The 3660-nt window shown below is 46.2% G+C and carries 5 protein-coding genes and 1 pseudogene; 2 read left to right on the top strand and 4 right to left on the bottom strand.

The annotated features are described in order from the left end of the window. The coding region (locus tag E0D98_RS22320; protein ID WP_131891043.1) for a LutB/LldF family L-lactate oxidation iron-sulfur protein at window positions 1–1017 on the top strand (1017 nt) is incomplete at its 5' end. 4 nt (window positions 1018–1021) lie between these two features. Then, entirely contained in the window at window positions 1022–1720 is a 699-nt protein-coding gene (locus tag E0D98_RS22315; RefSeq protein WP_000431491.1) for a lactate utilization protein C, read from the top strand. Between the two features lie 356 nt (window positions 1721–2076). Here E0D98_RS22315 and E0D98_RS22305 read toward each other — a convergent pair. The 4 genes and pseudogenes from E0D98_RS22305 to E0D98_RS22290 form a co-directional block, all read right to left on the bottom strand. Beyond that, a pseudogene (locus E0D98_RS22305) lies at window positions 2077–2488 on the bottom strand (IS3 family transposase); the annotation flags it as partial. A gap of 166 nt (window positions 2489–2654) precedes the next feature. Beyond that, complete coding sequence (locus tag E0D98_RS22300) at window positions 2655–2966, bottom strand: hypothetical protein (protein WP_050877279.1); 312 nt, start codon at window positions 2964–2966, stop codon at window positions 2655–2657. 27 nt (window positions 2967–2993) lie between these two features. Continuing rightward, complete coding sequence (locus tag E0D98_RS22295) at window positions 2994–3185, bottom strand: hypothetical protein (protein WP_000264906.1); 192 nt, start codon at window positions 3183–3185, stop codon at window positions 2994–2996. A 9-nt stretch (window positions 3186–3194) separates the two neighbouring features. Further along, a complete protein-coding gene (locus E0D98_RS22290) occupies window positions 3195–3560 on the bottom strand; it encodes a hypothetical protein (RefSeq protein WP_000997723.1) in 366 nt (121 codons plus the stop codon). Window positions 3561–3660 lie beyond the last annotated feature (100 nt).

The raw sequence follows: 3660 nt of genomic DNA, 5'->3' as shown, positions 1-3660 counted from the left end.
ATTGAAACAGACCTTGGGGAATACATTCTTCAGCTTGCACACGAACCGCCATCACATGTGGTTGTTCCGGCAATACATAAAGATCGCCATCAAATCCGCAGAGTGTTAAACGAACATCTGGGGTATGAGGGACCAGAAACTCCTGAAGCAATGACATTGTTCATTCGAGAGAAAATCAGACAAGATTTTCTCAGTGCAGAAGTTGGTGTAACGGGATGTAACTTTGCTGTTGCAGAAACAGGGTCAGTCTGCCTTGTTACAAACGAAGGCAACGCACGTATGTGCACCACATTACCTAAAACACATATTGCTGTTATGGGGATGGAGCGTATTGCTCCGACATTCCAGGAGGTGGATGTTCTTATTACCATGCTTGCAAGGAGTGCTGTCGGGGCCAGACTGACGGGTTATAACACCTGGCTTACAGGTCCAAGAGAAGAAGGACATGTTGACGGCCCGGAAGAGTTCCATCTTGTCATTGTTGACAATGGGCGTTCAGAGGTTCTCGGTTCAGAATTCAGCGATGTATTGCGCTGTATTCGCTGCGGTGCCTGTATTAATACCTGTCCCGCTTATCGCCAGATTGGTGGACATGGCTATGGCTCAATCTACCCTGGCCCAATCGGAGCAGTTATTTCCCCGTTGCTTGGTGGCTATGAAGACTTTAAGGACTTACCTTATGCCTGTTCATTGTGCACTGCCTGCAATGGGGTATGTCCGGTAAAAATACCTCTGGCACAACTAATACAAAAACATCGGCAGGTTATGGCAGAGACCGAAATAACACCATCAACAGAACGCCGTATAACCGGAATATTCAATTACGTAAACAGTCATCCGGCATTGTGGAAAGTTGGCATGATTGCTGGCGCGAAAACAGCCAGTCTGTTCATCAGGAAAGGAAAAACGCCGATTAGTGTTGGAGCGATAAAAGAATGGACTGAAGCCAGAGATCTACCATCACCTGATGGAGAAAGCTTCCGTAGTTGGTTCAAGAGATATAAAAAAGGAGGGTAACTTTATGGAAAACAGAGATGAGTTTCTCGTTGCGATCGCCAGAAAGCTTGGCAGAGCAGTAAAACACACTCCCGAAGCAATGCCGGAACCTGTAAATACGCTGGCTTCGACACGTTTAACTGAGTTGACATTAGATCAACGCTGTGAGGATTTTATTAAATTTGCTTCAGAAGTGATGCTTGCCGAGTGTGTTCTTGTATCACCCGATGAAGCTCCATCAAAAGCATTAGATCTCTGTTGGAAGTTCGGTTCCGGGCCTGTCATTATCAGTAACGATCAACGGCTGTTTGATACGGGGATTGCACCACTTCTACAAAAAGAGATGGGCGCTGTCCTGTGGACCCCAGAGAAGGGTGAGGAAAATATTCATCTTGCAGAAAAGGCAAAAACAGGTATCGTTTTCGCTGAGTATGGACTTACAGAATCAGGAGGTGTTGTCTTATTCTCCGCCCCAGAACGAGGGCGTTCAGTAAGTCTTTTACCTGAAGCGTCGGTGTTCGTTTTACGCAAAAGCACCATTCTTCCCAGAGTGGCTCAGCTTGCGAAAAAACTTCATGATATGGCTCAAAAAGGACAACGAATGCCTTCCTGTATCAATATAATTGGAGGACCAAGTTCAACTGCCGATATAGAGTTGATTAAAGTTGTCGGTGTTCATGGCCCTGTATATGCAGCCTATCTAATCATTGATGACTGCAAATAACAATTATCCTCATGCCTGAGCCAATATATATAGTTCCGGCTCAGGCATCATCATTTTTATCTGTTATTTTTCTATCAGCCCCAATTTTTCCTGTGATGTCGCATCGGTTGAAAGTCCAACAAGCGCATTAGACGTTAAAGCGTAAGCATCAACGGAGCGCCATATTGACAAAAACGTGGCGGCCGACAATGAAAAGTAAGCGCTCCGTCTGTGACGTTTTGTGATGGTTGTCCTGTCTGGCTACAATCGCGTCCATCGATATTAAAGTGCGCCCAGATCCTGGACAACTTATGCTGCCTGACTCAATCGATATTGTACCAGGCTAAGACCGCCAAGTTTTCCTTTATCCTCAATTAATTATAATTGTTTATGTAATCGATGATGTCTCGCTTTAAGCCCTCCACATTTTTATATTCATTGAGGTAATAACATTCTGATTTCAATGTTCCCAAAAAGCTCTCTATAACTGCATTATCAAGACAATTTCCCCGGCAAGACATACTCTGGACTATGCCGCTATCCTTTAACCATCGTTGCCACCGGGACATCTGATATTGCCAACCTTGATCGCTGTGCAGTATGGGGTTTTCATCTTTCGACAGCTGTTTCAGCTCATCCGTAAACATAGTCGGCACCATTGAAGGTTGAGAACGAGTAGCAAGGTTATAGGAAATTATTTCCATTATAAAGATCCATGATTGGCGATAAATACAGCTTCTTGCCATTAACTTTAAATTCAGTGACATCTGTAACCCACTTCTCGTTGGGGCATTTTGCATCAAAAACTGATAATCCCGAAAACGTACTTAAGGGCAGAGGGGGACCGCCTTCTGCCCTTTAATAAACAGGATATTAAGATTACTCACCCAGGACTGCCAGTATCAAAAATGCACCTGCAGTAAGCATGGCAAGTTTTTCCCATACAATGGGACTGTCATCCCTCTTTTGTTTTCTTTTTCTCATATAAATGATGGTGTTTACTCAGACGCGAGAGTATTTCGTCTGTGTCTGTATGTCTGATTATTTTACTCATTTGATTACGCATCAGAATGCGCTTAGCACAGAAGTTGATTTTAGCCGTTGCCAGGTTTTTATTAATAGTCAGCGTGGCGGCATGATATGCATGCCGCCACAATATTAACGCCCGGGCATAATCATGATGTACTGTCGACTCTTCCGCAGCTCTTGCCAGCTGAGACCAGGACATTCGGTGCAGAGCACCTTGTATAAGGTCCGGGGATGTCATAGCGGACTCCGGTTGCGCATGTCTTGTTTATTCTCCGGCGGGGACGCAGACGCCACGGAGAGCAAATTCCCCCACGTTTTCTTTTTTCAGCGCGGTGAAGGCATCCCGACAGGCTTTTTCAGTACGGAACGCCTGACTGTGAACAGCCAGTGTGGGTTGCCGGGCATCGCCGGAGGAGACATTAAAGGGGGATGAGAGCCAGAAAATCAGGATCCACATAGAACAGCCTTATGATTTTGTGCGTTTGTATTTTTCCAGGATGCCGATAGCCTGCAGGGGAGCTTCGTGAATTTCACGAATACATTCTGCATCATGGATATTTTCTCTGTACCGGGTTCGTTCCAGTAGTATGTGGTGCATATGGAGCATTCTGGCCAGTGCGGCGCTGAGTTCATTAATATGGTGTTCCCGGAAAACGGGACCGTCATGCATACGGCACAGGGGGATCACTTCCACATCGTCACAATGTGTCCGCAGCCACTCTTTTGTGACAGCTGCGTCATCGGTGTAAAACCATGTGCCGGGTGTACCGTTCGCCAGAAACCGGATTTTCCATGCCTCGGGGGGCGGAGGCGTCTGTCTGCCATCATTCATAGGGGTTATCTCATTCTATGGGCTGAATGCTGCTCAGAATCAGCCTGCTGAGACTGTCAGGGCTGCCGCAGCGGCGACCGGTCGTTTTGCTGTAGCATTC

The organism is Escherichia sp. KCJ4928, from assembly GCF_004352695.1.
Lineage (GTDB): Bacteria > Pseudomonadota > Gammaproteobacteria > Enterobacterales > Enterobacteriaceae > ECMA0423.
This window is presented reverse-complemented; position numbering and strand designations above follow the sequence as displayed.

What these genes read in the sequence shown, in the direction of transcription:
- E0D98_RS22290 (WP_000997723.1), bottom strand. Translation starts at nt 3,560, where the DNA reads ATGAATGATGGCAGACAGACGCCTCCGCCCCCCGAGGCATGGAAAATC.
- E0D98_RS22300 (WP_050877279.1), bottom strand. Translation starts at nt 2,966, where the DNA reads ATGACATCCCCGGACCTTATACAAGGTGCTCTGCACCGAATGTCCTGG.
- E0D98_RS22295 (WP_000264906.1), bottom strand. Translation starts at nt 3,185, where the DNA reads ATGTGGATCCTGATTTTCTGGCTCTCATCCCCCTTTAATGTCTCCTCC.
- E0D98_RS22315 (WP_000431491.1), top strand. Translation starts at nt 1,022, where the DNA reads ATGGAAAACAGAGATGAGTTTCTCGTTGCGATCGCCAGAAAGCTTGGC.